This is a genomic window from Pseudoduganella sp. GW821-FHT11H04, from assembly GCF_058807935.1.
Map to the genome: position 1 here is coordinate 691,471 of NZ_JBXARE010000001.1, position 22,044 is coordinate 713,514.

Below are 22,044 nucleotides of genomic sequence, written 5' to 3' on the forward strand. Positions count from 1 at the left end.
TTTCACCACGGGGAGATTGCGCACGGTTGAGGGATAACCGTGCCTGCGGAGCCAATCGCAATGCACCGCGAGCCAAGCGGCCGCTTAGTCCAGTTTGGACAGGATGGCTACCAGCTTGTCGTACATCTTCAGCGACTTCGAAGGCTTGGCGTCCCAGCCGATGACCGCGAAGTGATCGAAGCCTTGCATGGCGTCCAGCTGGTTCCACGCGCCCTTGACTGGCTGTCCGTTGAAGGGCTGGATCGTGCTGCCTTCCGGCCCGGCCATGCTGACGGTATTCACCACGCCGTCATTGGTGAACCAGCGCGCGTCGGTGGGAACGCGGCCTGGCGCGGTTTGCTGGAAGGAGCCCATGCCCGGCTTGCCGAAGGAGGGCAGCACCCATTCGCCCGCCATGCCTTGCAGGAGTACGGTCATGTCCTTGCGCGCGGCATGTGCACTGACCGAGAAGTAGTAGACGTCGGGCGAAGTCTTTACCCAGTTATTCAATTCCCTGGCGCCATCGGGCGACAGCTCCCATTGTGCGGAGTCGTGATTGTCCAGGCTCCAGAAGGGATGGTTGCGCGTGCGTTCGAAAAAGCCTGTAACCGACTCTGACGGCGCGACGCCGATGTCGTATTGCTCGAGCCGGAACTTGAAGCCGTCACCGCCCGAGCCGCCGGCGCCCATGGCGTGCACCGCGAGTCCTGCCAGGGTCGACGCGCTCGGCAGCCAGCCGACGACAATATCGCGCAGCGTCGTGCCGTTATGCGGCGTGGCGATGGAGGTTGCGCTGATGACCCATCCACAGCGCCCGCCTTTGAGCAGGTCTGCCTGCGGCACACAATGCGGATCTTCCGCGCCAGGTTTTTCCAGCAGCTGTATCAGGGTGCGGATGGTTTGCCCGCCCTGGCTATGTCCAACCAGGTGGATCGGATGTGCGGCGTCCCATTGCGGGTATATGCCAGGGAAGCATTTGCCTTGTGGCTTGGCCTGTTCGCTTGCGATGGTATTGCGTGCGGTGTGTTCGGCGCCGTAGTCGACGCAACCGCCTTTGATCTGGTAATACAGTTCGATAGCGCGGTCGTAGTTGGAGCTGACCGGTCCCACACCGGCGGTAAATACTTCACGGCCGCTGGTGCTCGCAATGTGTTGCGCGATATCGTTGAATCCGCCCCAGTAGCGGAAGTTGCCGCCCAGGGTCGTGTGGTCAAAGCCGAGGAAGCCATGAACCAGGACGACAGGGGGCTTGCCGGCAGCGTGTGCGCTGCCGGCGGCCAGGCATGCCGCGAGGAGGTACCTCGAAAGGATTTTCAACCTGCGCGGCGCCGTATTACATGCGAGCTTTGATCAGCTTGCCCAGCACTTCGATGCCGGCGCGGATGCGGTCCGGAGCAACGGTCACGAAGGACAGGCGCAGGGTGTTGGTGGCCGGCTCGTTGGCATAGAACGGTGCGCCAGGTACGAAGGCGATCTTGTTCTTGATTGCTTCGTCCAGCAGTTCCATCGCGTTGATGTGCTTTGGCAGCTCGACCCAGATGAACATGCCGCCGTCTGGCTTGGTCCAGGTGGCTTCTTTCGGGAAGTGCTCGTCCATCGCATCCAGCATGGCCTTGCACTGGTTGCCGTACAGTTCGCGGATGGTTGGAATGTGCTTGTCCAGGAAGCCGTCCTTCACCACTTCGTGCACGACCATCTGGGTCAGTTGCGCGGTGTGCAGGTCGGCAGCTTGCTTGGCCAGTTCCAGGCGGCGAACCATCGGCAGCGGAGCGACAACGTAGCCCAGGCGGATGCCAGGGGTCAGCACTTTGGAGAAGGAACCCATGTAGATCACGCCGTCCGGATTCATGGCGATCATTTTCGGGCTTGGCTGGCCGGTGTAGGACAGGGCGCCGTATGGATCGTCTTCGATCAGCGGCAGGTTCAGGCGGGCGCAGGTTTCCACCAGTTGCTGGCGGCGCTCCACCGACAGCGAGCGGCCGGTCGGGTTCTGGAAGTTAGGCAGCGCGTACAGCAGGCGCGCGCCTTCGGCGATGGAGTCCAGCGACGATGGGATCAGGCCATGTTCGTCGGATGGAACGGAATGGAATTCAGGACGGTACACCGAGAACGCTTGCAGCGCGCCCAGGTAGGACGGGGTCTCGACCAGTACTTTGCTGCCTTCGTCGATCAGCACTTTGCCGATCAGGTCCAGTGCTTGCTGCGAGCCCGATACCATCAGCACTTGTTCAGGCGAGATCTTGGCGCCGTTCTGGGACAGCGAATCAGCGATCCACTGGCGCAGCGGCATATAGCCGTCGGTCGGGCCGTATTGCAGGGCGACTTTACCGTTGGTCGACAGGACCTTGTCGAAGGCTGCCTTCATGATGTCCACCGGGAAGGTGGCTGGCGATGGCAGGCCGCCGGCGAAGGAGGTAATCTCTGGCTGCTGGGTGACCTTCAGGATTTCACGGATGAAGGAGGCCTGCATGCCTTTGGCACGCTCGGAGAAGTTCCACTGCAATGGGTTTGGGGTCTCGATTTTCATTTTAAGTACTCTAGATAATTAAGCGATTTCTGCGATCATTTCGATTTCAACGCAGGCGCCGAGCGGGATCTGGGCCACGCCGAAAGCGGAGCGGGCGTGCTTGCCGGCGTCGCCGAACACTTCGCCCAGCAGCTCGGAGCAGCCGTTGGTCACCAGGTGCTGCTCGGTGTAATCGGGGGTGGAATTCACCAGGCTCATGACCTTGACGATGCGCTTGACGCGGGTCAGGTCGCCGCCGCAGGCTTCCTGCAGGGTGCCGATCATGGCGATGGCGATCGAGCGTGCTGCCTGTTTGCCTTCTTCGGTCGAGATATTCTTACCCAACTGGCCTACCCAAGGGGTGCCGTCGGCCTTTTTAGCGATGTGGCCGGACAGGAAGACCTGGTTGCCGGTTTGTACATGCATGACATAGGCGGCTACCGGGGCGGCTGGCGCGGTCAGGGTGATATCGAGCGACTTCAGTTTTTCGTAGACAGACATGTGATTTCCAAGAAAAAGGTTCCGTGAAAACGCTATTGTACTCTGCGGCTTGCCGAATTCGTCACGGTCAACGGGCCACTTTCATGCGTTTTCCTGCGCCGACGACGGCAATTACGGCAAAAGTGAACAGAATATGCTCAATTTGCAAAGTTTCGTTCAGGACTAGTGCCGCAGCGACCAACGATAATCCGGGCTGCGCCAATTGCACCTGTCCGACGCGCGCCACGCCGCCCAGCGCCATGCCCCGGTACCAGAAGAAAAAACCGATGAACATGGAGAACACGGAAACGTAGCCGAATCCAAGCCAGGCGCTGGCCGGTGCGGTGGCGATGCCGGTCCAGTCGCGCCACAGCAGCCATGCCGTCGCCGGTGCCGCGACGGGCAGGGACAGCACCAGCGCCCAGCCGATCACCTGCTCGCCGCCCATGGTTTGCGACAGGCGGCCGCCCTCGGCATATCCCATGGCGGCCAGGGCCACGGCGGCGAAGATGGCCAGGTCGGCGCCATGCAGGCCGCCGCCGGACTGGCGCAGGGCGAAGCCGATCACCAGCGCGCTGCCTGCTGCGGCCATGGTCCAGAAGCCGGCGGATGGCCGCTCGTGGCCGCGCAGTGCCGCGAACAGGGCGGTGGCCAGCGGCAGGATCCCGACCAGCACCGCGCCGTGGGAGGCGGGCAGGGTGCGCATGGCGATGGACGTCAGCAAAGGGAAGCCGATGACGCAGCCGACGGTGACGGCGAGCAGCGTTGGCAATTGCGCGCGCGTCGGCAGCGGCGCACGTTTCCAGCGCAGCCAGCACAGCGCCAGTACAGCTGCCGCCACGGCGCGGCCCATGGCAACGAAGACCGGATCCAGCCCGGCGACTGCCAGCCGCGTGAAGGGCAGCGTCAGGCTGAAGACCGCGACGCCGACGAAGCCGAGCAGCATGCCTTTCGACTCGTCCGCCAAACCCGCTAAACCAGGGTCGGACCCAGATTTACCGGGTTTGCAGTCCGCATCCCACCCCGGCCCATCGTGTGAATAGGGCGTCATGGCAGGACCTCTGATAAAACGCGCATGACCTTCTCCGCATCCACGTTCGCTCCGGTCAGCGGCAAGCCGACCTTGCATCCCGCCACGCGTGGATCATGCTTGAGGCGCAAGGCCGCCGCCAGCGCCGCCGCGCCCGCGCCTTCGGCCAGGTTATGCGTGGCCCGGTAGTACAGGCGGATGGCGCGCGCCACTTCCTCATCGCTCACGGCAACCACATCGTCCGCATAGCGCTGCACTACCTCCAGCGACCCCGCATGCGGCCGGCGGCAAGCCATACCGTCCGCCAGCTCGGTAGTCGATGGCGCTTCTTGCAGCTCGCCGCTGCGGAAGGAGTCGAGGTAAGCCGTGGCATGGCCCGATACCACCCCAATCACGCGGGTACGCAAGCCCAGCGCCTCGCGCGCCGCAATCGCTGCGCAAAATCCGGAACCCTGGCCAATTGGCACAAACACGGTATCGAGTTCGGGCTGCGCATGGAACAACTCCATCCAATAGCTCGCCACGCCGGCCACGGCCTCCGGATTACAGGACGGCACCATATGCAGGCCTTCGCGGCGCGCCAGGGCCTGCGCGTAATCATGGCTCGCCTGGAAATCCTCGCCATACTCGATCAGTTCCCCGCCCAGCGCGCGTACCGCGGCATTCTTCTCGATGCTGTTCCCATGCGGGACGACGATCACGGCGCGCACGCCATGGCGGCGCGCGGCAAAGGCTACGGCCTGTCCGTGGTTGCCGCGCGTTGCTGCGATCACACCGGGTACGCCTGGCTCGCGCTGCATCAGCTGGTGCATATAAACCAAGCCGCCGCGTACCTTGAAGGCGCCGATCGGCGTATGGTTTTCATGCTTGATCCAGGCCTCGGTGCCCAGGGCCTCATTCAGCAGCGGCCAGGAAAACTGCGGGGTGGCCGGCATCGCGCCGTAAACGATGGTGGCGGCGGCGTCGATTTCGGCACGGGATGGCAGCAGGTTCATGGCAGGACTCCTTTATTTGCTGGAAATTGGAAGGGGATGGGTGTATCGTAGAATAATTAACCAGTACAGTACCAGTACACTTGCACGGATAAATTCACGCACTGTGATGGCGATATGACCAATACAATCCTTTTGTCCCGCGAAGGCGGGGAGTCGCTCAGCGACCAGATCGTGCGCAGCGTGGCCGCCCGCATCGACGACCGCGTGCTGCGTGCCGGTACACGCATGCCATCGATCCGCCATTTCGCCACTGCGCACGGCGTGTCGCCCTTCACGGTGGTCGGGGCTTACGACAAGCTGGTGGCGCGCGGTTACCTTGAATCACGACGCGGCGCCGGCTTCTTCATTCGTGACCGCGCGCCATTGCAGGCGCCGCAAGCCACCCCGCGCGAAGCAGGCCCTGCGCAGCCTGAAGGTACGCATGGCCTGGACGTGGTTTGGCTGGTGCGCAATATGTTCCGCAACGCACCGCACCAGCACATGCCCGGCACCGGCGTGCTGCCGGCCGATTGGCTGGACGGCGTCGCGATTGGCAATGCACTGCGCGCCATCAGCCGTCAGCACAGCAGCATCCTGTTGAACTACGGCGTGCCGCAAGGCTACCTGCCGCTGCGCCAGTACCTCCAGCACAAACTGGCGGAACTGGAAATCGGCGTTACGCCGGAGCAGATCGTCACCACCGCCGGCGTCACGCAGGCGATTGACATGGTGGCGCGCGAATTCACCCGTCCCGGCGACACGGTGTTCGTCGACGACCCGGCCTGGTTCCTGATGTTCGGCTCCTTCGCCGCGCTGGGCGCGCGCGTGGTCGGCATTCCGCGCCTGGCCGACGGGCCCGACCTGGAGCGATTGGCCGAACTGGCTGCAATCCATAAGCCCAAGCTGTACGTGATCAACTCAGTGCTGCACAACCCGAGTTCAACCTCGCTGTCGGCGGCCAAGGCCTTCCAGATCCTGCGCATCGCCGAGGAGCACAACATCACCATCGTGGAAGACGATATCTACTGCGACCTGCACCCGGGCAGCAGCGTGCAGCCCGCCACGCGCATGGCGGCGCTCGACCAGTTGAAACGCGTGATCTACCTGGGCGGTTTTTCCAAAACCATGGCCGCCAATCTGCGCGTCGGCTTTATCGCTACGTCGGAAGAAATGGCGCTGCGCCTGGCCGACCGCAAGATGCTGCAAACCCTGACTACCAGCGATATCGGCGAACGCGTAGTGCACAAGGTGCTGTCCGAGGGGAGCTACCGCAAACATACGGAGCGCATCCGCACGCGCCTGGACGGCCTGCGTGCACGCACGGTGCGCCAGTTGGAGAAAACCGGCATGCGCATCGCCAGCGCGCCGCCGGCGGGTATGTTTGTCTGGGTTGATGCGGGAAGGGACACTAATGTGCTGACCGAAAAAGCCATGGGGCAGGGTTTGCTGCTGGCGCCAGGCAGCCTGTTCTCGCCGAGCCAGCTGCCGTCCCAGTTCATGCGCCTGAACATCGCTGCGCTGCAGGCGCCTGAGATCTGGCGTTTCCTGCAAAAAGAGCTGACTTAGGCTTTTACTTGAGCGGTAACGCCTGCCGCGAGGCAGGCGCTACGCAGCGGGGCAGGTTCCTGCTATTTGCTGTCTTCTTGCATGGCGACCAGGGAAAAGCCCGCTGCCTCGGTGGCGGCAGTCAGACTGACGCGGGCGTCTTTGCCCAGCACCAGGCGGACGTCGCTAGCCGCCAGCTGCTTGCTGGTGAGCTGCACTTTTCCTTGCAGGGCTTTCTGCAGGCTGGCGGCTTGTTTTTCAAAGCCAGGGCTGTACTGGATCGTGGTGCTCACCTGTTTGTATGGCTTGTCGTTGCTCAGGCGGTCGACTGGAATGCCCATCTGACCGAGCAGGCTGCGGAAGCGGCGCGCCATGCCGGTTACGCCGTTGCCGTTCGAGACTTCCAGGCGTACCAAGCGCAGTTTTTCGGCTTTTGCCACGGCTTGCACGGCGGGCTTCGGCGCGACGGCGGCCACCATCGGCGTTGCTGCTGCGACAGGAGCTGCGATTGGGTCTGCGGCGACGCGGGCTTTCAGCTCGTAGATGTTTGCGGAAAGCTTAACCAGTTCCATATGGCTGGCGATCTCGCTCGAAGAAGGCAACAGGGTGAGTTGCTGCGGCGTGCTGCGCGAGACGTTTGGCGTGTCGGGCAGGGCGTTCGCCAGCGCGGGTTTGGCGGCGGACAGCGGCGCGGCGGCGAGCGGCGCTGCCATATTGCGTACAGGAGGGACCGGCATGACGGGCGCCGGAGTCGGGACCGGTGCGGTAACGGCGGTGACGACCGGCGCGGCGGCTGGTGCTGGGGAAGGCGCGGACGCTGCCGAAACAGTCGCGGACGGCGCTGGACTTGGTACGACGGAAGGCGCGACGGCCATGGCAGCGGGGGCAGCAATGGGTGCTGCAGCTGGCTGCGCTGCCGCTTGGGCGGCCGCCATTTGGATGTCATCAGCGCCCGGTTTCTTGCCCATAGCCGCTTCGGCCAGTTGCAGGTTCTGGAAAGCTTTTGGTCCGGCCCCTAGCGCCATGGCACGGCGCAGGGTCTGCGATGCGCCGGCGTTATCTCCCATCAGGTACTGCACATAGCCAAGATTGGTATGCGGCTGCGCTTCCCCTGGATAGTCATTGACCAGTGCCACCAATGCCTTGCGCGCTATTTCCAGGTCGCCCCGCTGCGCCTCGATCACAGCAACCGCGTTGCGCGCCTCGAGCTGGTTGGCGTCGAGCGCCAGCGACTGCGCGTAAGCGCCGAGCGCCAGGGCCAGTTGCCCGCGCTCGTGGTGGAAGCGCGCCAGCCGGTTCCAGCTGGCTGCCTGGTTGCCCGGCATGTCGCCGCGCACCACCGGCTGGATGGCCAGGGGACGCGATGGCGGAGGAGCGCTGCATGCCGAGAGAAGGCCGCAACCCATGGCGGCCAAGGCGATTGGCTTAAGCTTGATCATGGCAGTTCCTTTCTAACCGGCGTCGCCGTTCATGGTTGGCAGCAGCACGCGGTAAATCGAGATAAACGCAGGCCCCATCAACACCACCAGCAGTGACGGGAAGATGAAGAAGATCAACGGGAACAGCAGTTTCAGGGAAATCTTTGCAGCAGCTTCTTCGGCGCGCTGGCGGCGGCGCGTACGCAGCTGGTCCGACTGCACGCGCAGCGAATCAGCAATGCTGGTACCGAAGCGCTCAGCCTGGATCAGCATGGCCACCAGTGCATCGACGTCCTCCACCCCGGTGCGCAGCGCCAGGTTGCGCAAGGCGCGTTCCTTGGACAGGCCGGCCCGCAGTTCGAGCGTGACCAGGTTAAGTTCGTCTGCCAGGATCGGGCTCTTGATACCGATTTCGTCGGCCACGCGCAGCAGTGCAGCGTCCATTGCCAGGCCGGCTTCCACGCAGACCGTCATCAGGTCCAGGGCATCAGGGAAGGATTCGAAAATCTCGCGCTGGCGGTATTTGACTGCATAGCGCAGGGCGTAGTTCGGCAGGTAGTATCCCACTGCTGCGGCAAGCAAAAGCCAGAACATCAGTCCATTGCCGGTCAGGTGCGAATTTGACAGCACCATGCCCACATACGTCAGCAGCGGCAGGATGATGGCCAGCGCTGTCTTGGCGGCAAAGTACAGCACACCCATGGAAGGGTGGCGCATACCGGCATTCATGAAGCGAATGCGCAGCGATGACTTTTCCCATTCCTCCTCCTCTGCGCCTGACAGCTTGGCGACCGGCGCCAGCCAGGCGGATAGGCGGGACAGCAGGTTAGGGCTGATGCGCTCGCGGCGGCGCGGGACGCTCGGAAGGTCGGTCACTTGCTGCAGGCGGCCTTGCACCGGGTTGCCGGCAAAGCGCAGCATGATCACATAGGCGGCCCCGAATACCGCCAGGAACACCAGGGCCAGAAATGCCATTTGAAGGACGTTCATGTGAGTCTCCCGCTAAACGCGAATCCGGATAATCTTGCGCATTGCCAGCACGCCCAGGAACATCATGATCAGCGCCATGCCAATCATCTTGCGGCCCGCCGGGTCGGTGTACAGCACGGCCAGGAACTCGGGGTTGGTCAGCTGGATCATCAGCGCGGTGGCGAAGGGCAGCAAGCCCAGCACCCAGGCCGACATCTTGCCTTCGGCCGACAGCACGCGGATCTGCCCGAGCAGTTTGAGGCGGTCTCGAATGATTTTGCTGATGTTGTCCAGCAGTTCGGCCAGGTTGCCTCCGGTCTCGCGCTGGATCAGCACAGCGATCACGAAGTAGCGCAAGTCGGTGCTCGGCACGCGCGTGGCAAGATTCATCAGCGCATCGTTCATCGAGATGCCGAAATTGACCTCGTCGAACGTGGCTTTGAATTCGTCTGCGATCGGCGCATTCATTTCGTCGCCAACCATCTTCATCGCAGTCGGGAAGGCGTGGCCGGCGCGCAAGGCGCGGCCGATCAGGTCCAGCGCGTCCGGCAGTTGCTTGTCCACTTTGGTCAGGCGCTTGCCCTTGGCGCGCAGCACCACGAGGAAGGGAAACGCGATGGAAACCAGCATCAGGGGCAGCACAATGAGCACGGGCACTCCCATGAACAGCGTCAGGCCGCCCACCAGCACGGGGCAGATCAGCGACAGCACCACCAGGTCCGACACGGTCCAGGTCATGCCCGACTGCTCCAGCAGTCGGTCGATTTGGCTCACGCGCGGCATTTGCAGCAGCAGTCGCTGGAACAGCGGCGTCTCGCTTAGCATGCGTTGCTTGATCATCGAGTGGCTTTCGCCGCCGGCATGGCCGCCGGCCGACATCATGCGCAGCCGGCGCGCCACCCGTTCCGCCTCCGGCCCCTTGGCCGAGTTCCAGGTCAGGTACATGCCTTCGATCAGCAGCACCACGGCCAGGAACACCAGGATGCCGGTAGCGTAGTAGAGGTAGTCCATGGCTTACGTCCTCTTTTGCACGGAAGGGTCGAAGATGTTGTCGGCCAGGGTCACGCCGAAGGTGCGCAGGCGCTCGCCGAAGCGTGGCCGTACACCCGTGGCGCTGAAGTAGCCCTGTACCGAGCCGTCGGTGCCGACGCCGGTCTGCTTGAAGCAGAAGATTTCCTGCATGGTGATCATTTCGCCTTCCATGCCGGTGATCTCCTGGATCGACATCAGCTTGCGCTTGCCGTCGGTCAGGCGCGCCACCTGCACCACCACGCCGATGGCGGAGCTGATTTGCTGGCGCATTGCCTTCACCGGCAGGCCGGCGGCGCCCATGCTGATCATGTTTTCCAGGCGGGTCAGCGCGTCGCGCGGGGTGTTGGCGTGGATGGTCGCCATCGAACCTTCATGGCCGGTATTCATGGCCTGCAGCATGTCCAGCGCTTCAGCGCCGCGCACCTCGCCCAGGATAATGCGGTCGGGGCGCATACGCAGGGCGTTGCGCACCAGGGCACGCTGCGTCACCTCGCCCTTGTTTTCGATATTGGCCGGACGGGTTTCCAGGCGCACGATGTGCGGCTGCTGCAGCTGAAGTTCGGCCGCGTCTTCGATAGTGACGATACGTTCGTTGTGGCTGATGTAGCCGGAAATGGCGTTCAGCATGGTGGTCTTGCCGGAGCCGGTACCGCCCGAGATCAGGATATTGACCTTGCTCTTGCCCAGCGCCTGCAGGATGCTGGCCATGGCCTCGGTCATGGAATTGAAGCTGATCAGCTCGGCCAGGCCCAGCGGATCGGCCGAGAAACGGCGGATCGAGAGCACCGGACCGTCGATGGCCAGCGGCGGGATGATGGCGTTGACGCGCGAGCCGTCCGGCAGGCGGGCGTCGACCATCGGGCTTGATTCGTCGATGCGGCGGCCGACGCGGGACACGATCTTGTCGATGATCTTCATCAGGTGGGCGTCGTCATTGAAGGTCACCGCCGTCAGTTCCAGGCAGCCCTTGCGTTCGACGTACACCTGGCGTGCGCCGTTGACCAGGATATCCGACACATTCGGGTCGGCCAGCAGCGGTTCCAGCGGCCCGAAGCCCAGCACCTCGTATTGGATGTCGCGGGTCAGGTTGCGCCGTTCGCTGTCGTTGATCACGACCATGTTTTCTTCGAGCAGGCGCTCGACCAGGACCTTCAGCTCGTCGCGGATCTGGTCCTGGGTCAGGCGCTGCATGCCTTCCAGGTCGACCCGGTCGAGCAGGGTCTGGTGGATGCGGTGCTTGAGCTGCTGGTAGGCGCGGTTGTCGATAGCCTCGGAGCCGCGCAAGGCGGACACGTTGCCATTGAGCGGCGCGGCGGCGCCAAGGCGGTTGCGGAGGGTCTGGGCGGGGATCTGCATGATCGGCTCCATGGGCTAGTCAAGTTTGCACTGTTACGCGCGCTGAAGAATGCGGGACAACCAGCCGCGCGAATCGGTACCGCTTTCGCCGGCCAAGGTACGCGCCAGGTCCTGCAAAGCCTTGGAAACCGGGCTGGCGCGCTGCAGCTGCAGGATCGGCACACCCTGGTTGACCGAGGCGGCAGCTGCTTCATAGTGGTTCGGAATGGTGCGGAACATCTCCATGCCATAAGCTTGTTCGCAATCGCGCAGGCGGATGTCGCCGTTATTGGAGTGGCGGTTGACAATCAGGTGGATTTTGTCCTTCCGATAGTCGAGCGAACGGAATACTTGCAGCAGCCGCTTGCCGTCGCGGATATACGGCAGCGTGGCCTGCAGGATGGGGAAGATCATGTCGGCCTGGTCCAGCGCCCGCACCGAGACGGCGTCCAGGCTGCGGCCGATGTCGAGGATGACGAAGTCGTAGTGCTGGCGAGCCAGTCGCAGCAGTGCATCCACATGCTCCGGGTGCACGTCGTTGGCCTGGGTCGGATCTTCCGGCGCTGCCAGCACGTGGAAATTCTGGGTCACCTGCACCATGCTGGAAATGAGCAGCGAGTGGTCGAGGCGATGGATTTGCTGGGCCACGCTGGCCACGCTGGCGGCCGGACGCTGGTCGGAAACGAACAGCGAGGCATCGCCGAACTGCAGGTTGAAGTCCATCAGCGCCACTTTCTTGCCTTCTGCCGCAGCTAGCGCGTAACCGAGGTTGGCGGCCAGGAAGGTGGCGCCGCTGCCGCCCTTGCAGGAGATGAAGGCCAGCACCTTGCCCAGTGCGCGGCTACTGAAATTGCGTTTTTCGTCGATGCGGCGCACGGCCGACTGCAGCGCTCCGGGATCGATCGGCATCGGCATCACTTCGCGCACGCCGGCGCGCATGGCCTGCATCAGGAAGTCGGGATTCTGCTGGCCACAGGCAATGATGATCACCATGTCGGGGTGCTGTACGCTGAGCGTTTCCAGCCGTTCAAGATCCTCGCCATTGAGCAGCGGCTGCGCCACCAGCAGCAGGTCCGGCGCGCCAGCCTCAAAGCGTGGCAGCTTGTCGACCAGGCCTGGCAGAACGTCGACCTGGTCGGCCAGGCTGCGCTCGCGCAGGATGCGGGCGATTTCGAACAGTTGCTTGTCGTTGCTGGAGATGGCTGTGATCTTCATGGCATCGCTCAGTTGGTAAAGCCGAGGCTTTCGGCATAGACGACGGTGGTGGCTTGCGGCAGGGAGACGCTGGGCCGCGAGGTGGTGACGTTGGCTGGATTGAAAATCAGCGGCCGGTATGTCACGTTCTTGACCGAGACTTCCACGTACACGATACAGTCAAGGGTGCGCGTCGCATCGTTGCAGGCCGACAGGTTGTCGCCGGCATCTGCCGGTGGGGTGGTGACTTCATCGACGCCATTGGCGCGCAGGTAGCGGATGAAGATGTTGGAGCTGGTGACTTCCGGGGCGCCGGGCAGGGTGCCGGCGCCGAACAGGGCAACGCTCTTGATCGCTGCGGTGTCGCTGATCCAGCGCACGGTCGCTTCGCGCGCACCACGGCGGCTGATCTCCTGCATGCTGTTATAGACGTACATCATGCGGCCGAATTCGATGGTGGCGATGAGCAACGCGATAAATATCGCGCAGATCAGGGCGAATTCCACGATCGCGGCGCCGCTTTGGCGTTTCAGGTCTGGGTGCTGGACTGGCGTGCGCATGATGGTCCTCACAGCATGTAGCGCATGATGGTGCGCGGAGTCAGGCTGATGTTGCGGTTGGCATTACCGATCAGCGGGATCGTCTGGCCGATGTTGACCACGTAACCGCTGATCTCGACCCGCACGCCGCCGGGTGCGGTGCCGTCGACGCAGTTGCTGTCGTTGTAGGACGCATCCAGGCAGGTGATGACGACATTGCTTCGGGCAAAATTTGGCACCTTGGCGGCGTTCGCGGCGGCCACCACAATGTCCTGGGCGTTGCTGACGGAACTGGAGTTGATCGTCGCTTTCTTCGCCACGCTCATATAGCGCGCGGCGTCGCGTGTGCCCTTGCTCAGGGCGTCGTAGAAGGCGAAGGCGCGGCCGAATTCATAGGTGCCCGCCAGCAGCAGGATCAGGATCGCTGCCACCAAGGCGAATTCGACCAGGGCGGCGCCGGACTGCTTATTTGATGGACGGTTGCGCATGGCGTTCACTTGTACAGTTTGACTTCGGAGGTGGGCACTGGCTCCACCAGGCCGGTGAATTCGACCCACAATTTCTTCGGCGAGCCGCCAAGGTCGGCTTTCCTTTGCATGAAGAATTTCCCGATGCCGACTGCCGTCATGACGCCGCAAGAGGCGCTTCCCACCGGGGCTGTCCGGCAATCGATCAGAACGATGTTCAGGATGCGGCGGTCTTCCACGCCGCTGCGGCCGGCCGGCGCCAGGAAGTTTGCGCCACTGGCTTGGTTATAGGGAGCGGCGTATTGCGAGCTAAAGCCGGCGCCGACACTGGTCGGATAGTTGGCTGGATCGATGTAATTGGTGGCGGCTCCTTTGAGGCCGTACATCAGCTTGTCGGTGCCGACGATGTTGGTGCCGATGGTGCCATTGGCTTCCGCCGGCGTCACTGCAGTGCTGCCATTGGCTCGAACGGCCGGGGTGTACGACCACATCACGCCATAATTCGCATAGGGCGTAGGGGTGGTCACACGGGTCGATACGGTACTAGGCCATACGTTGGCCGGTGTGGCGCTGGCCCGCGCCTCGTAGGGCAGCGAGTATTGTGGCAATGCCGGGCTGCCGCTGGTGGTGATGGTCTGCTGGCTGGGCAGCGTGGTGCCACCGGCATCCTGCCAGGCGGCCGGTGGGTTGCCGGCGCCGAACAGGTATTCCTTGATATTTTTATCCGGCGGCGCGGTGGCCGGATCGCATTTGGAACCGCCGGAATAATCGTTAAAGCGTGAGTTGAACGCTTTTTCCAGTGAGGAGGAAAGGCCGGTATTGGTATAGACCTGGCCGACGCCGGTCGGTAGCACCGCGCTGTTGCCGACGCAGATAAACGGCTCGGTGTAGCTAGCCGAGGAGTTCGCTGCAACGCAAGCACTCGGCGGCGAGTTCACAGGATTGATCAGGTAAGGGTCGGAGGATGCGCCGCCCAGCGAACCGAGGTCGAACACATTGTATCCAACACCGCGGCGAAAGCCGAATTCGACGACTTCACTGAAAGTTCCGTAGTCGTAGCTATCCGTGCGGTGGGCCGGGTCGATGGCGCAAATGCCGATTGGGGTCACGGTATCGACGAAGCGGCCAGCGACAGCCCTGCCGAAAGTGGAGGTGTTGTTTTTGCCGGCTATGCGCATTAGCCAGGTGTCGATTGTTTGTGGTTTTTGCTGGTCTCCGTCGTCGTGGGTGTCGACTTCGACGAAGGTGCGGCCGTTGGCATTGCCCAAGCTTTGCGCCAGGGTATACCAGGGGCCGTCCGGGCTGGCGGCGAAGCGGAAGTTTTCGTTCTTCAGCGTCATCGTGCTGCCGAAGTCGTAGCGGTTTTTCAGGGCGATGGCCTTGCCGGAGGCCACCGCCTTGTTCAGGCCCGCATCCGAATTGTCCAGGTCCTTGCCGCCCGCCAGCGCCGCCGCGTCGGCCATGTTCTGCAATTCGGTTTTGACGATATAGAGGTGACCGAGGTCCAGCACCAGGCCGCTGACCGGGATCAGTACGAGCATGAGCAGCAAACCAGTCATCACGGCGACAGAGCCGCGCTGCTGGTGATGCATTGGTAGGCGCTGGACCATGGCAGTCTCCTATTTACCGATGCCAATCGTGAAGGTGTTGGTGTTCTTCTCCGGCGCCTTGAACGACTTCTGGTACTGGTCGTAGCCCGACTTGGCGGCCGTGGCGTCCAGGCCCGCCGGCACCGTCATATTGCGGTCGGCGCCGGGGTTGATGTACTGGGCGTGGCGCATATCCGTGGCGGCCTTGCCGATGTCACGGTCGACGTAGGGCGCGGGCGCCATGCAGGCGACCAGGCCGAGGGGCAGCAGGGCAATGCCGGCGGAGCGAAGTAAGGAACGATTCATGGTGGCCTCCTAGTTCAGGTCAAAACCGCCGGCCGGCTGGCCGGGCTGCTTTTGTTGTTCTTGCTGCTGCTCGCGCGGCGGCTTGCCTTCCATCCTGCCCATGAAGATGCGCGAGGCGCGTGCCGGGTCGCTCACATTCGAAGTCGGCAGGTTGTCGGCAAAATCAGGCGGCAGCGGCTTGACCAGGCGCGGCGTGATCACGAACACCAGCTCGGTGCGGTCGGTCTGGAAGTCGTTGGAGCGGAACAGGGCGCCCAGCACAGGGATTTCGCCCAGGCCCGGAACGGCCTTGATATTGGTGGTGGTGTTGTTCTTGATCAGGCCACCAATGGCGAAGCTCTGGCCGTCAAACAATTGCACCGTGGTCGCCGCGCGGCGGGTGGTGAACGAAGGCAGGATGGCGGTACCTGTGATGCCGCCGGCAGAGATGCCTACGCCTTCCTTGTTCAGCTCAGACACTTCCGGCGCTACCTTCAGGTTGATGCGGCCATCTGCCAGCACGGTCGGGGTGAAGCGCACGGCCACGCCGAATTCCTTCTCTTCCAGCGTGATGCGGGTAAAGCCGCCTTCCGGACTGGAGGCCACCGGGATGAAGATCTTGCCGCCGGCGAGGAAGCTGGCTTCCTGGCCGCTGATGGCCATCAGGTTAGGTTCGGCCAGCATCTTCACCAGGCCGTCGCGCTTTTGCGCATCGATGGTGAGGAAGTTGCCGTTGCGTTTGTTGAAGGCATCAATCAGCGAAGAATTGCCGCTCAGGAGATTGGACAACAGGGTGTAAGTCCAGTTGCCGATCGCGTGGCTGGCGCTGATGCTGGCGCCCAGCTGGTCGACCAGGGTCTTGGATACCTCGGCCACCTTCACCTCCAGCATCACCTGCTGGGGCGCCGCCACCGTCATCATATTGATCACTTTGAGCGACAGGCCGCTGTCGCTTGAGCCACCCTGTTGCTGGGCGCCGCCGCCCGCGCCGCCTGCACCGCCGGCTTGCGGACGCTGGCGGGTGACGTAGGCATTGGCCATTTGCAGGATGTGTTCGGATACCACCACGTCAGGCACCACGCCGCTCAGGATGATGGAGTCGGCTGCCGCGCTCACCTTGACCGAGCCTGGCGCGCCAGACAGCTTGTCGACACCGGCCTGCAGGGAAGCCGTATCGGCGCTGACAGTCAGGTCGGCAATCACGGTGTCGCCGGTCTTCTGCCAAACGATCAGGTTGGTGGTGCCGACGTTGCGGCCCAGCATATACACTTCTTTCGGATTAAGCAGGATCACATCGGCAATGCGCGCATCGCCCACGGCCACCCGGGCCGCCGGATGCTGCAGGCGCACGATGCTGGACTTGCCCTCGGCCAGCTGCATGGTCGGCGCCATTTCGGTGCGGCCGCCTTCCGGAATGCCGGCAGAGTCTTTTTGCGAGACAGCCGGCGCAGCCTTGCCTGGCATGCTGCCCTTGGCTTTGATTTTAGGTTGCTGCGCCACCACCACGGCTTCAGCGGCGACTTGCGCGGTGGCGGGCGACACGAGCGCGGGCAGGACCAGCAGGGCGCCCAGGATGCTCGGTACTGCAGTGCTGATTCGTTTCATGAGTAGCTCCGTATCAGAATTGTTGGCTGCTGCGGTCCAGACCCTTGATCATTTCCACTTTCACGCCCGGTGGCGGCACAGTGGCTATCTTGCGCACTGGTGCTGGCTTGGGTGCCGCGGCCGGCGCCGCTTTTGGGGCCGGGGCCTGGGCGCCCAGCAGGGTGGTCTTGGTGGCGCCGGCGGTCAGCGCGGGATTCGGATCGACCTGGTTGCGCAGCACCAGCGACAGGCTGCCCACGCTGCGCGCCAGGTCCAGTTTTTCAACCTGTTCCGGCGTCAGCTCCAGCGTCACGGCATTGACCACCTTTGGCTTGGTATCGTCGCGCCCGGATTCCTGCGCCACGGCCAGCACCAGGATGCGCTCCAGCACAATCTTGGAGATGGTCGGGTCCTTGGTCTGGCTGCGCTGGCCTTCTTCCTGGGTATTGACCAGGATGTCGACGTAGTTGCCTGGGAGGGCAAAGCCGGCCACGCCCACCACATCGTTGACGCGGACCGTCATGGCGCGCTTGCCTTCGGTCACCACCGCCGACAGGCCGCCCTGGGTGCCGGGCGGGGCCAGCTTGGATTCGAGGATAGGCTCGCCGCGCGTGATACTGTTCCTGGTGACGCGCGACTCGAGTGCCTTGTCGTCCTTGATCACGCCGGGAGGTTGCACGGAAGCGGGCCAGTCGACCAGGCGCACCATGTCCGGCGTGATGCGCGCGCCCATGCTGATGTCCACCTGCGCTACGGCCACCTTGGCGGTATTGGTGGTGGCCTGGGCGTTGATCCAGCGCGCCGCCACTACCACGGCCACGAAGGCCAGCCCGATGGCCACCACCATCATGATCATTGCTCGTGTGTTCCTCATGATTATCCCCTTGCCTTAGACGGCTGAAAAATAGTTATTCCAGGCCCACTCGAGCGAAGCGATATCGAGCGTGGGCAGGCGTCCTTCGTATGCTGCCAGGTCGCGCAGCTGCGAAACCAGGTCGCGTGGATAGCAGGCCATGAATGGCTTTTCGTGCGTGTGATGCTGGCGCATCAGCCAGGCGAAGGTCTCGGCCTCGAACGGCACCGAGTAGCGCTGGCAGACCTGGCGGAACACGGTTTCGTATTGTTCCGGCAGCAGCGGACCGACATGGATCTTGTAGCCCAGTCGGCGCAGGAAGGAACCATCGGCTAGGGATTCCGGCGGCAGGTTGGAGGAGAAAATCACCACCACGTCGAAAGGCACCGGGAACTTGTAGCCGTTTTGCAGCGACAGGTAGTCGACCTGGCGGTCCATTGGCACAATCCAGCGGTTCATCAACTCCACCGGCGAGCAGCGTTGGCGGCCAAGGTCGTCGATGATGAAGATGCCGCCGTTGGCCTTCAGGTGCGGCGGTGCCTGGTAGAGGCGGGTGGTCGGGTCGAAACGCAGGTCCAGCGCGTCCAAAGTCAGTTCGCCGCCGGTGATCACGGCAGGGCGGTCGCTGCGCACCCAGCGCTGGTCGCGCGGCGTGCGGCGGTCGAACAGCATGCCTGGCGGCGGCGTATCCTCGATGGCGGTGTGCAGTACCGGATCGAAGACGGGGATGATGTCGCCGTCCACCAGCAGCGCGTGCGGCACGGCGATCTGCCCTTGCAGCAGGCCGTTCAGGCGCTCGGCCAGGTAAGTCTTGCCGCTGCCTGCCGGACCATGGATAAAGATGGCGCGGCCACTGTTCATGGCCGCGCCCAACTGGTCAAGCACTGCAGGGCTCGCGACGATGCCATCGAAAACTTTACGGATATGTTCGCGCTTGACGCGCATTTGCGCCACGCTGTGGGCGCGCACCCGTTCGGCATAATCGGCGAAAGTGACAGGCGCTGCGCCGGCATAGGCGTCGCGCCTTACGAACTCGGCAGCGCGGTCGCGGCCGGTATCGGTCAGGTTGTACATGATGTCGGCATCGGTGTTGCTCATGCCGCGGCGAATCATCTCGGCCAGCTTTTCGGTGCGCATGAAGGAGATCACGGGGTCCAGCACCGACAGCGGCAGCTTGATGTGGCCGGACAGCTCATTGAGCTTGATCTGGCCGCGCTGGTACAGGATCTTGGCGGTCAACTCCACCAGCAGCAGAAAAGGCAGGCCGGTTTCCTCCACGGTACGCGGAGCGGGCACGCGCAGCGGGTCATCGGCCCAGGCGCGTTTGCTAGGTTCTTCAAAGTCGGCAGGCATGGCGGACCCCTCTCAAAATACCAGTGGCAGGACGCGGTACTTCACATGACGCATGTACAGCAGGTATTCGCTATCGCGCGACAGGAAGCGTTCCTCGCGCAGCAGGCGGGCCACTAGCAGCATGGCAGCCAGCAAGCAGGTGAGGGCGTTGGCGGCGCTGCTGTTGGATAATACATAGCCCGCGTAGCTCAGCAGGTAGCTGGCATACAGCGGATGGCGGATCCAGCGGTACAGGCCGCTTGTCTTGATCTGGCGCTTGGCCGCCACCAGCCCGAAGCTGCGATTGAGCGAGAGCAGACCGCCGATCTGCAGCAGCACGCCCAGAACGATCAGCACGCGCGCCGCCGGCACCAGGCCTTCGCTGCTTGGCGCGAACAGGAAGGGCGCGCCGGTGGAAGCGATGGCCAGCACCCAGTCCAGCGGAGAATGCGATACCGCGGCAGGCTCGGAGCGCAGTACGAACAGCGCCGCCACCAGGGTTTCCGAAGCCACGAACAGCAGATAAGTCCAGTCGCCGGTGGCGGCGAAGGCGCGCGCATGGGCAATCGAAAACAAGAGCCAGACGCTGGCCAGTGCGGCAGTCGCCAGCAGGTTCACGGCGCGCGATGCCAGGAGTGGGGTAGCGTTCATAAGAGGCTCCAGCCGAAGTAACGGGTCAGTAACAAGTACGCCACGGTGCCGCTGGCAATGGCCACTGCATAAGGCAGTTGGCCAGTGGCCGTTTGCGGCGCATCGACGCGGGCGCTGCCGCCGGACAGGCCGCGCAGTACGCTACTGAGCACCATGGTTTTCACGTTTCCAGTGACCCGGCCCAGGCTGCCTTGTACCAGCGCGACGCTCAGTGACAGCAGGCCTCCAGCCAGCAGGCTGGCCAGGCCGGCGCACACGGTGTCGAGCGGACCGAGGAAGGTGCCGATCATGGCCATCAACTTGACGTCGCCGGCGCCCATCGCGCCCAGCACATACATAGGCAAGAGCAGAAGCAGCCCGACCATCATGCCGGCTGCACCCTTCAACACGCCCAACGCGCCGAAAGGTTCGCTGAACAGACCGGCGCCAGGAGTGACGGTCGCTTGCAGCGCCAGGCCGGCCACGATGCCGGCCAGCACCAGCTGGTTGGGGATGCGGCGGCTGCGCACATCGCTGGCGACCGCCCATGCCAGCAGGCAGGCGAAGAGCACGATGGGCAGCAGGGCGCGGGCATCCAGGTTCATGCTGCGCTCCGTTGCAGCAAGCGGCCGCAAACAATCCAGATAGCCCAGGCGCCCAGTGCACCGGCATAGCCGTCGATCGCGTAGTGCCAGCCCAGGTGGACCGAACCTAGTTGGATCAGCACGGCGAACACGGTAAGGGCGATGCCGGCGGTGCGGTTCAGGCGCCAGCCAAGCAGGGCCAACAGCACTGAGCTGGCCACATGCATGCTGGGCATGGCAGAGATGCTCAGGGCATTGCTGCCGCTATGGGTCGCGTAGCTGTGCCACAGGCTGCTCTGCACATCGAGCACCAGCAAGGGGATATCGGTATTGGCGCCCTGCAGGTATTGCATCAGGCCGAGGAACGGATCGGCGCCTGGCACAAAGTGCTGGTAATAGCAGGGCCCGGCAGAAGAGAACGCCATCGCCATCACGTTGCCCAGCAGGATCCAGCTCAGCACAAAGCTCAGCAGGAATTGCATGCGCAACTGGCGGCGTTCCAGGCTGAAGGCCAGCCAGTAAACGGTGCCGAGCAGGATGAAGAACCACAGGTGATAATTGATGCTGACCAGGGCCGTCAGCAGCGGGTGGCCCAGCACCGGCTGCAGCAGCTCCCACGGTTGCACGCCGCCGTGCAGCCAGGCGTCGGCGGCGGCAATGCGGGCATCCCAGGCATAAGGCTGCACCAGCGGCACGGCTGCTTTCAATACGGTGAAGCTGGCGGCGAAAATCGGCATCATGACCAGCACCGGCGCTGCGAACAGCAGACGCTCGCGGGTCAGGAAGGCGCCCAGGCTCAGGCGCAGATACTGCACCAGTTGTGCCGGACGGGTGAAAATCATTACATGGAGGGTATAGCCGCACAGGGAAAACAGCAGGCCCAGTAGCAGGGTGCTGAGATACGTTTCGAGTTGCAGGTCGTCGCGGAATTTTTCCGGATGGGCGGCGCACAGCGCAAGGGCGGCAGCCAGTTCCAGGATGACGATGGTGAGCAGGAGCCCATGTTCGCGCAGCAGTATGCGCGACAGGCTGGCGCGGCTGGCAATGGACGGAGACAGGACTGCGCTCATGATGAGGCCTGTGAGACTTGGGATGAAATGGTGTCGAACAGGGTCTTGAGCTGGGCGCCGGCCATGCCGACGGCGATCACGATGACTACTGCAATCAAGCCTCCAAGCAGTGCATATTCGATGGCGGTAACTGCGCGCTCGTGACGGAGGAATCGTAAGAATCGGTTTTTCACAATCTGCCTCCGTTCAGAAAAAAGCGCGTCCGGGGAGGCGCTGGGCCTCGCCGGACGCTGGCTGGCCATTTAGCTGTTGGCGGTGCTCAGCGCGGTGCCAATGGTGGTGAAGGTGGTGCGCAGCTGGGTACCTACAATCCGTACCGCAGCGATGATCACCACAGCGATCAGGGCGGCGATCAGGCCGTATTCGATTGCGGTTACGCCTTGTTCGTCGCGGATGAATTTTTGAATGGCTTTCATGATGATTCCTTTCGGGGACTGAGTAGAAAATTGCACCAAAGTGTTTGCAGCTGCACGGAACTAGCCCGCGTCACCTGCTTTTTCCAAGCGCCAGAAGCACAATGATGCCGACGACAACTGTCAGTGAGGCTACAAGCACATATTCGTAAAAGGCCCTGCCGTCTTCCTCGGCGATGAAGCTGGCGATTCTTGGCGGTAGGTATCGATCACGCATTCTGTACTCCGGACATGGT

At 63.1% G+C, this 22,044-nt stretch carries 24 protein-coding genes; 1 reads left to right on the forward strand and 23 read right to left on the reverse strand.

Annotation, left to right across the window (positions count from 1 at the left end):
* Positions 1–84: 84 nt before the first annotated feature.
* The 5 genes from AC1RTP_RS03485 to AC1RTP_RS03505 form a co-directional block, all read right to left on the reverse strand.
* Positions 85–1,296, reverse strand: coding sequence for an esterase/lipase family protein (locus tag AC1RTP_RS03485; RefSeq protein ID WP_498604758.1), 1,212 nt, complete (start codon positions 1,294–1,296; stop codon positions 85–87).
* A gap of 16 nt (positions 1,297–1,312) precedes the next feature.
* Entirely contained in the window at positions 1,313–2,506 is a 1,194-nt protein-coding gene (locus tag AC1RTP_RS03490; protein WP_498604760.1) for an aminotransferase-like domain-containing protein, read from the reverse strand.
* A gap of 18 nt (positions 2,507–2,524) precedes the next feature.
* Complete coding sequence (locus AC1RTP_RS03495; RefSeq protein ID WP_498604762.1) at positions 2,525–2,986, reverse strand: RidA family protein; 462 nt, start codon at positions 2,984–2,986, stop codon at positions 2,525–2,527.
* A gap of 67 nt (positions 2,987–3,053) precedes the next feature.
* Positions 3,054–3,911: a DMT family transporter gene (locus tag AC1RTP_RS03500; RefSeq protein WP_498604903.1), complete on the reverse strand. Its 858-nt coding sequence runs from the start codon at positions 3,909–3,911 to the stop codon at positions 3,054–3,056.
* 101 nt (positions 3,912–4,012) lie between these two features.
* Entirely contained in the window at positions 4,013–4,990 is a 978-nt protein-coding gene (locus AC1RTP_RS03505; protein WP_498604764.1) for a threonine dehydratase, read from the reverse strand.
* 114 nt (positions 4,991–5,104) lie between these two features.
* On the opposite strand from AC1RTP_RS03505, the gene AC1RTP_RS03510 reads away from it, so the two are divergent.
* Entirely contained in the window at positions 5,105–6,535 is a 1,431-nt protein-coding gene (locus AC1RTP_RS03510) for an aminotransferase-like domain-containing protein (protein ID WP_498604766.1), read from the forward strand.
* Positions 6,536–6,597: 62 nt separating this feature from the next.
* Here the strand turns inward: AC1RTP_RS03510 and AC1RTP_RS03515 are convergent, their stop codons facing one another.
* The 18 genes from AC1RTP_RS03515 to AC1RTP_RS03600 all read right to left on the reverse strand — a co-directional run bounded on the left by AC1RTP_RS03515 (position 6,598) and on the right by AC1RTP_RS03600 (position 22,025).
* The gene (locus tag AC1RTP_RS03515) at positions 6,598–7,953 is read right to left on the reverse strand and encodes a LytR C-terminal domain-containing protein (RefSeq protein ID WP_498604768.1); all 1,356 of its coding nucleotides are present in this window, start codon (positions 7,951–7,953) and stop codon (positions 6,598–6,600) included.
* 12 nt (positions 7,954–7,965) lie between these two features.
* On the reverse strand, positions 7,966–8,922 hold the full coding sequence (locus AC1RTP_RS03520; protein WP_498604770.1) for a type II secretion system F family protein: 957 nt from the start codon (positions 8,920–8,922) through the stop codon (positions 7,966–7,968).
* A gap of 12 nt (positions 8,923–8,934) precedes the next feature.
* Entirely contained in the window at positions 8,935–9,912 is a 978-nt protein-coding gene (locus AC1RTP_RS03525) for a type II secretion system F family protein (RefSeq protein ID WP_498604772.1), read from the reverse strand.
* Positions 9,913–9,915: 3 nt separating this feature from the next.
* Positions 9,916–11,289: a TadA family conjugal transfer-associated ATPase gene (locus AC1RTP_RS03530; protein WP_498604774.1), complete on the reverse strand. Its 1,374-nt coding sequence runs from the start codon at positions 11,287–11,289 to the stop codon at positions 9,916–9,918.
* Positions 11,290–11,322: 33 nt separating this feature from the next.
* Positions 11,323–12,483, reverse strand: coding sequence for a CpaE/TadZ family protein (locus AC1RTP_RS03535; RefSeq protein ID WP_498604775.1), 1,161 nt, complete (start codon positions 12,481–12,483; stop codon positions 11,323–11,325).
* Between the two features lie 8 nt (positions 12,484–12,491).
* Complete coding sequence (locus AC1RTP_RS03540) at positions 12,492–13,022, reverse strand: TadE/TadG family type IV pilus assembly protein (protein ID WP_498604777.1); 531 nt, start codon at positions 13,020–13,022, stop codon at positions 12,492–12,494.
* An 8-nt stretch (positions 13,023–13,030) separates the two neighbouring features.
* A complete protein-coding gene (locus AC1RTP_RS03545) occupies positions 13,031–13,489 on the reverse strand; it encodes a TadE/TadG family type IV pilus assembly protein (RefSeq protein ID WP_498604779.1) in 459 nt (152 codons plus the stop codon).
* Positions 13,490–13,494: 5 nt separating this feature from the next.
* Positions 13,495–15,078 (reverse strand): pilus assembly protein TadG-related protein, encoded by a 1,584-nt coding sequence (locus tag AC1RTP_RS03550; protein ID WP_498604781.1) that lies wholly within the window; start codon positions 15,076–15,078, stop codon positions 13,495–13,497.
* A gap of 9 nt (positions 15,079–15,087) precedes the next feature.
* A complete protein-coding gene (locus tag AC1RTP_RS03555; protein ID WP_498604783.1) occupies positions 15,088–15,363 on the reverse strand; it encodes a pilus assembly protein in 276 nt (91 codons plus the stop codon).
* A gap of 9 nt (positions 15,364–15,372) precedes the next feature.
* On the reverse strand, positions 15,373–16,947 hold the full coding sequence (locus AC1RTP_RS03560; protein WP_498604784.1) for a type II and III secretion system protein family protein: 1,575 nt from the start codon (positions 16,945–16,947) through the stop codon (positions 15,373–15,375).
* A 13-nt stretch (positions 16,948–16,960) separates the two neighbouring features.
* Positions 16,961–17,800 carry a Flp pilus assembly protein CpaB gene (gene cpaB / locus AC1RTP_RS03565; protein ID WP_498604785.1) on the reverse strand — a complete coding sequence of 280 codons (840 nt, stop codon included), beginning with the start codon at positions 17,798–17,800 and terminating at the stop codon, positions 16,961–16,963.
* Positions 17,801–17,815: 15 nt separating this feature from the next.
* A complete protein-coding gene (locus AC1RTP_RS03570) occupies positions 17,816–19,132 on the reverse strand; it encodes an ATP-binding protein (RefSeq protein WP_498604787.1) in 1,317 nt (438 codons plus the stop codon).
* A 12-nt stretch (positions 19,133–19,144) separates the two neighbouring features.
* On the reverse strand, positions 19,145–19,762 hold the full coding sequence (locus AC1RTP_RS03575) for a methyltransferase family protein (RefSeq protein WP_498604790.1): 618 nt from the start codon (positions 19,760–19,762) through the stop codon (positions 19,145–19,147).
* Positions 19,759–20,346 carry an A24 family peptidase gene (locus AC1RTP_RS03580; RefSeq protein ID WP_498604792.1) on the reverse strand — a complete coding sequence of 196 codons (588 nt, stop codon included), beginning with the start codon at positions 20,344–20,346 and terminating at the stop codon, positions 19,759–19,761. Before AC1RTP_RS03580 ends, AC1RTP_RS03575 begins: the two co-directional genes overlap by 4 nt.
* Positions 20,343–21,395, reverse strand: coding sequence for a phosphatase PAP2 family protein (locus tag AC1RTP_RS03585; RefSeq protein WP_498604793.1), 1,053 nt, complete (start codon positions 21,393–21,395; stop codon positions 20,343–20,345). Before AC1RTP_RS03585 ends, AC1RTP_RS03580 begins: the two co-directional genes overlap by 4 nt.
* On the reverse strand, positions 21,392–21,568 hold the full coding sequence (locus AC1RTP_RS03590) for a Flp family type IVb pilin (protein WP_498604794.1): 177 nt from the start codon (positions 21,566–21,568) through the stop codon (positions 21,392–21,394). The genes AC1RTP_RS03585 and AC1RTP_RS03590 overlap by 4 nt, the downstream gene beginning before the upstream one ends.
* Before the next feature lie 69 nt (positions 21,569–21,637).
* Positions 21,638–21,811, reverse strand: coding sequence for a Flp family type IVb pilin (locus tag AC1RTP_RS03595; RefSeq protein ID WP_498604796.1), 174 nt, complete (start codon positions 21,809–21,811; stop codon positions 21,638–21,640).
* 70 nt (positions 21,812–21,881) lie between these two features.
* The gene (locus AC1RTP_RS03600; protein WP_498604797.1) at positions 21,882–22,025 is read right to left on the reverse strand and encodes a hypothetical protein; all 144 of its coding nucleotides are present in this window, start codon (positions 22,023–22,025) and stop codon (positions 21,882–21,884) included.
* Positions 22,026–22,044: the final 19 nt, after the last annotated feature.